We start from the raw sequence: 6,330 nt of genomic DNA, 5'->3' as shown, positions 1-6,330 counted from the left end.
CGCGGCAATCCCCCATAAACACTTGATTTATGGAGATTGCTTCGTCGCTGGACGCTCCTCGCAATGACATAACAATGGGTTTATAGAGGTGCCCTCATGTTCTCTATTTATGTTCACGTCCCCTTCTGTCTTAAAAAATGTTCTTACTGCGACTTTCATTCGGTAGCCTCAAAACCGGAAGATGTTCCGCAAAAGGAATTCGTTGCCGCTTTATGTCGGGAAGCGGATATCCAGTCCAAAAAATACGGCCTTGAAGAAAGGGAGATCGGGTCGATATATCTTGGCGGCGGAACGCCTACGATGCTCTCGCCGAAATCTCTGGAACAACTTTTAAACCACCTTTCAACTACTTTTAAATTATCTCCTGAAATCGAGCTGTCGATAGAAGCCAATCCGGAAACACTTACGCGCCCCTCGACTGCTCTCGGGACATGCTCACTCACTTACATGCTCGCGCACTTATTCAACCGCGTTTCCGTCGGCATACAGACCTTCAGCGACATCCAGCTTAAAAAGCTCGGCCGCGTTCACGATTCAAAGACCGCAGAGAAAGCGATACTCTCCCTTCAAGAGGCCGGATGTAAAAATATAAGCATAGACCTCATGTGGGGATTACCTGGTCAAACAGTTGATGAACTTCAAGATGACCTCGATCGGGCCATAGCGCTGGGGCCGCAGCATATCTCGGCGTATCAGCTCACGACCGATAGATTCTCCGATCTTCCATCCGAGGAGCTGTCTCGCGAGATGTGGTTACTAGCACACAACAAATTAACTTCGGCCGGATTTGGGCACTACGAAATATCCAATTTCGCCAAAATGACGTCCTCCAACTCACAAGCTCACGCACTTACGCACTTACGCGCTTCCCCATTCCGTTGCCGTCACAATCTCAACTACTGGCATTACGGAGAATGGCTTGGCCTCGGCCCTTCTGCCACAGGTCAGACAGGGAACAGGCGCTTTACCGTCAAAGATGATATTAAAAAGTATCTTATTAGCGACCTCGAATATACCATCGAAGAGATCGACGACGGAACGGCCTTTAAAGAATATTGTTTTATGGGACTTCGAACGTCCGACGGGATAGAATTCGAAAGCTTCAATGCAAGACATCCGGGCCTGACAGAAAAATGGATATCAAAAGGTCTTGCCCAGCTTAACCACTCCGGCGCTTCCACATTTCTGCGCTTAACCCCGGATGGCTGGCTTATATCAGACACCCTATTTAGCGTTATAATCTAGTGGACCTATTTCTACAGACTCCAACTGGGGGACAAGCTCCGGGGCATCGGCCTCTAAATAGGCCTTGTATTGTAAATACCGATTCTTGGGAGCGCCCTGACCAAACGGTATAGAAGGAAGACCGTTCGTATTGACAAGGCTCTCGGAATAATATGTGCCCGCCGTTCCATCCGGCCCCACAAAAATGATGCCGCCACAATCGGATTTTGCGCACGTGCGAACCTGAAACTTTATCCTTCCGGCGCCTCTTTGATACAGATCTTTCACTTCTGTTTCGGAGAGCGCCTTTTTAAAGACCGCCAGATCATCTATCAAGCCGTTAAAATAACTACCATTCGAATAATAGCCTATTACGGCGTCGCCGCCCGATTTTATTAGACCTGTTTGAGGCTTTGTGCCCACCAACTTTCCGTCTATGTACACCTTTATTTCGCTACCATCATATGTCATGGCCACATGATGCCACTCACCGACATTTAAACCTGTACCTGAGAGAAATACGACCCTTTGATTATTTTCATTTTTTATTCCCGCAAGTAATATACCGTAAGTGGAAACATCCAACTCGGCACTGAGCTGTCCCTGCACCAATAACACGTTATACGGTAACGATGGCCCTGCCCTGTTGACCCATCCGGCAATCGTTATCGCGCTTCTGTCGCCCATATCCACTCCTCCGGGTACAACGACATGGTCCGCCACTCCGTCAAACAACAAGGCCCCGTTAAATTTACCGCTCGCCCCATAGGAAGCCCCATAGTTCGTGCCGTGCTTGAGCTTAGACGACGAATCGCAAACATCCCCCGAACCCGTGCATTTTCCACCCTCTATTTCGTTCATATGCAAAAGTAGAACATTATCGTCCATGTTAATGTTCCCCTTTGAATATACCGTCTCTGTTTTTCCGTTGTTAGGCAGTTCCTTATAGTACGGGGCATCAGGGACCCACGAGATAGAACCCCATGTTGCAGGTTCGTAAACGTCGAATATTTTAGAAGTGAAAGTTGCGCTATAGAAGGGCTCGTATATCTCGTCCTGCGGAACTATCTCGCCATCCTCAAATATAGTGCTTGTATCACACCTGTCCCCGATGTCGTCGTCATCGAAATCGCTCTGATTGAGATTGGCGTTATAAGGACAATTGTCCGCTTCATTAATTATACCGTCGCCGTCATAATCATTGGTACACACATCTCCTACACCATCACCGCTCATATCTGCCTGGTCCAGATTTGACACCAGCGGACAATTGTCTTTTTCGTTCAACACTCCGTCATTGTCCGCATCAGGATCGCATTCGTCCCCAAATCCGTCCTTATCGGCATCTCCCTGAAACGGATTGGCTATCTGCAGGCAATTATCGACCGGATCTTGCACTCCATCATTGTCCATGTCCGTGTCACACACATCGCCGAATAGATCGTCGTCTCCGTTCGCCTGATTCGGATTCGATATAAAAATGCAATTATCCTTCAGGTCGGGAATGCCGTCATTATCATCGTCTTCGTCACAGACATCTCCCATCCCGTCCTTGTCAGCATCCTTTTGGTCGGGATTGAAAGTTACTGGACAGTCATCCTTTTCATTGACCACGCCGTCATAATCGGCATCCTGGTTAAGGGCCGAACTTGTGGTGCTGCCGGGAGCCGTTTCACCTCCAACGCCCCCTCCGCCGTCAGCAGTAGCGCTCTGGGGAGGATCTTTGACGTTGCCCGTCGTCTGCTCGGCCGCATTATCGGATGTTGGCAATGTTTCCGTCTTGGTGCAGGATACCCCAAGGACCAAAAGGAGGTCTAATAAGATTACGCAAACTATGGCTCCGAATTTTATCATCAAATAACACCCCACATGGATACGTCCAAACACATTTGACATCTACCAATTCTGCCATCTCAGCCCAGTTTAGTCCAATCCACCCCGAAGAGCAACGTATCTTTTTTAAACACGAGGCCGCGCCCATAGTATTTTAAATAAAAAGTGAATAACTTATTGATTTTATTAAATTTAAAGTTTATACGCCTTAATGGCGTCTAGATATATTTTTATCCGTCTATCTAAATTTTTAGTGTCAATAACTTAGCGTTCCTTGACAAAGAGCGTTTTGCCCTGATATCTCGCTACAGTACACAAATGATAAAGCTAAACTCCAGAGACATAGACATTTTAAGCCTGCTTGTTTCGGAATATGTCGCAACGGCAACACCTGTCGGAAGCGTTAACCTCGCTGGCAGGTTCAACCTCGGCCTTTCCAGTGCTACGGTTCGGAACGTCCTTGCAAAACTCGAAGATCTGGGACTTTTAATGCATCCCCACACCTCGGCCGGCAGGCTTCCGACCCCTGCGGGGCTTAGATTCTACGTTAACACGATAATCAACAGGCGTGCGCTTACCCAAGACGAACGATCGGCAATTGAAAGACAGTTCACCAACTCCCATTCGAGCGTCGAAAATATCCTTAAACGGACCACCAAGATATTATCGCTGGTTTCCAGTTACACCGGACTTGTCGTAATGCCAAAACCGCAAGGGATGACCTTTAAACATATGGAGTTCATTCCCCTTTCTACCGGAAAACTCCTTGGCATATTTATTTCCCGCGAAGGCCTTGTTCATAACCGGGTGATAGACATAGGCGATGAATATTCATACCCCGAGCTCGAGAAGATATCCAATTATTGCAACAGATCCTTTTATGGGTGTTCGCTCGAAGACGCGCTCAAAAAAGTCTCGGAAGAATTCGAAAAAGAGAGGACAAACTACGATAAACTGCTCGCCAAGGCCCTTTTGTGGTCCAAAGAGCTCCTTGTGGAGGCCTCAGAGAGCGAGCTCTTGGTGCAGGGTGAATCTTTATTTCTCAACGAACCTGAATTCGCCGATGTGGAAAAATTGAAACATGTCATGGAAGAGCTTGAAGAAAAGAAGAATATAATGCATCTTTTGAACCGTTCGATGGAGAGCGAAGAGGTCTGCGTCTTTATAGGCGCCGAAACCGGGGTCGAAGCGGTCTCGGACTGCAGTATCGTAACTACTCCTTACAAAAAAGAAGGAAAGGTGGTAGGAACGTTGGGAGTTATAGGCCCTACGCGGATGAACTATTCAAGGGTGATACCAACTGTTGATTTTACAGCAAGGCTTGTTAGTGATATATTGGGAAAGTAGGGTAGAAGAAGGACGAGGGAAGAATACATGAAGAACAAGGTGGAACAATTAAAAGAGATGATGAAGAAGAAAAAAGAGGCGGAGGAAAAAGGGTCCGGGGTCCAAGGTATAGGGTCTGGTGAAAAACAAGATCCAGATAATGCCGAACCTCTTGCGAACACCGATGAGCTGTCAAACCAGATAAAGGCCGCGGAGGATGAGGCGAAAGAACATCACGACAAGCTCTTGCGGGTGATGGCCGAGTTCGAGAATTTCAAGAAGCGGATAGAGCGCGAAAAAATGGAACAGGCGAAATACGCTAACCAGTCGCTCCTTCACGACCTTCTGCCCGTAATGGACGACTTTGACCGGGTACTGGAACACATTCCAAAAGATCCGTCTCCGGAAATCGCCGGGATAGCCGACGGAGTGAAGATCATCCAGAACCACTTTATTGTAGCGCTCTCAAAACACGGGCTTGTGACTCTAGACTCAGAGCCGGGCCAAACGTTCGACCCCAACTTTCACGATGCGGTGGCCAATATCGGTTCCGAACAACCCGAAGGGACGCTGGCTATGGTCCACCGAAAGGGATGGAAGCTTCACGACAGGGTCATACGTCCGGCGACCGTTAGCGTTTCGAAGGGGAAGGAATAAAAAGCCGGAGGCCGGAGGATGGAGGCTAGAAGCTGGAAGCTAGGGGGGGAATATGAAAAACATTACCGTAAGGTCTTCCGTGGTCCTTTCCTGCTTCCTGCTTCTTGCCTCATGCCTCATCTCCTGCGGCAGGACGAGCACATCTACCCCCGCATCCATCACCAAACTTGAATCAAAGAGCGGCGACAACTACAAGATCGGCGTCATCCTTCCGCTTTCGGGAAAATATAAGATCTACGGCGAATCGGCGCTTCACGGGATCGAATGCGCCGCAGGGGTCTATTCGCCGTGCAACGGCATAATAAAGGCAACGCTTGTTATAAAGGACGATAAAGGGATGCCAGACATAGCCGCCATGGCGGTCGAAGAGCTTGTTGACAAGGAAAAAGTTGGCGTGATCATCGGCCCTCTTTCGAGCGCATCTGTAGAAGCCGCCGCGGCAAAGGCCCAGGAACTGGGAGTTCCTCTCATATCACTTTCGCAAAAAGAGGGCGTGACCCAGATGGGCGAATACATCTTTAGCGTAGCGATGACCGCAAGGTCCCAGATAGAGATGATAGTAGATTGGGCGGTCAACAAAAAGAAGATGAAGACCTTTGCGGTCATATATCCCCTATCCACCTACGGCGAGGCCTCTAAAAGATTGTTCAACGAGGCAGTTAAAAAAGCCGGCGGTAGAGTGGTCCTTTCTGAAGGATATGGCGAGACGAACCTCGATTTTTCCGGAATATTCGGCAAGGGCGTAAAGTTCGACGCCCTCTTCATCCCCGATTCATACAGAGCGGTCGGATATTTGTCGTCGGCCATGATGCTTGAAGGAATAGAAGGGGTTCAGCTCCTTGGCAACAATAGGTGGAACAGCGCAGATATCGCCGAACGCGGCGGAGAGGCGGTGCAGGGCGCCGTATTCGTGGACGGGTTCTCCGGCGCAAGCCATTCGGCAGCGGTCCAGAATTTCATAAGCGTATTCGACCAGGTCTACAAACTAAAACCGACCATCCTAGAATCGCAAGGATATGACGCCACAATGCTCGCCTCAAAGGCCCTTCAGGCCACCGGCGGAGCGCACGGTAAAGATGTCAGGGACTCGCTTGCCGCCATTCCGGATATTGAAGGTTCAACAGGCTCCACAGGATTCGACCAAAACAGGGAAGTGATAAGAAGGATGTTCGTCCTGACCGTGAAAGGTGATAATATAAAGGAACTCGAAGGGACCTACACCCCTCCGCCCCCAAGGGGAAAATATGGCGAGCCTATTCAAACGCCTTCAATGAACCGGTAGATCATACA

At 48.9% G+C, this 6,330-nt stretch carries 4 protein-coding genes and 1 pseudogene; 4 read left to right on the top strand and 1 reads right to left on the bottom strand.

Annotated features, from left to right (window positions below; all coding sequences use genetic code 11):
* Window positions 1-96 precede the first annotated feature (96 nt).
* Complete coding sequence (locus COV46_08005; protein PIR16471.1) at window positions 97-1,245, top strand: hypothetical protein; 1,149 nt, start codon at window positions 97-99, stop codon at window positions 1,243-1,245.
* Window positions 1,246-2,385: 1,140 nt separating this feature from the next.
* On the opposite strand, the pseudogene COV46_08000 reads toward COV46_08005, so the two are convergent.
* Window positions 2,386-3,120 (bottom strand): annotated as a pseudogene (locus COV46_08000) (thrombospondin).
* 255 nt (window positions 3,121-3,375) lie between these two features.
* On the opposite strand from COV46_08000, the gene hrcA reads away from it, so the two are divergent.
* The 3 genes from hrcA to COV46_07985 are packed head-to-tail and all read left to right on the top strand — an operon-like array spanning window position 3,376 to window position 6,322.
* Entirely contained in the window at window positions 3,376-4,404 is a 1,029-nt protein-coding gene (gene hrcA, locus COV46_07995) for a heat-inducible transcription repressor HrcA (protein PIR16470.1), read from the top strand.
* A 27-nt stretch (window positions 4,405-4,431) separates the two neighbouring features.
* Complete coding sequence (gene grpE, locus COV46_07990; protein PIR16469.1) at window positions 4,432-5,040, top strand: nucleotide exchange factor GrpE; 609 nt, start codon at window positions 4,432-4,434, stop codon at window positions 5,038-5,040.
* Window positions 5,041-5,092: 52 nt separating this feature from the next.
* Window positions 5,093-6,322, top strand: coding sequence for a hypothetical protein (locus COV46_07985; GenBank protein PIR16468.1), 1,230 nt, complete (start codon window positions 5,093-5,095; stop codon window positions 6,320-6,322).
* Window positions 6,323-6,330 lie beyond the last annotated feature (8 nt).

It is taken from the genome of Deltaproteobacteria bacterium CG11_big_fil_rev_8_21_14_0_20_49_13, from assembly GCA_002796305.1.
Lineage (GTDB): Bacteria > UBA10199 > UBA10199.
Note: the sequence above shows the minus strand (reverse complement) of the source record. Positions and strands in the feature narration are given on the sequence as shown.

What these genes read in the sequence shown, in the direction of transcription:
- COV46_08005 (PIR16471.1), top strand. Translation starts at nt 97, where the DNA reads ATGTTCTCTATTTATGTTCACGTCCCCTTCTGTCTTAAAAAATGTTCT.
- hrcA (PIR16470.1), top strand. Translation starts at nt 3,376, where the DNA reads ATGATAAAGCTAAACTCCAGAGACATAGACATTTTAAGCCTGCTTGTT.
- grpE (PIR16469.1), top strand. Translation starts at nt 4,432, where the DNA reads ATGAAGAACAAGGTGGAACAATTAAAAGAGATGATGAAGAAGAAAAAA.
- COV46_07985 (PIR16468.1), top strand. Translation starts at nt 5,093, where the DNA reads ATGAAAAACATTACCGTAAGGTCTTCCGTGGTCCTTTCCTGCTTCCTG.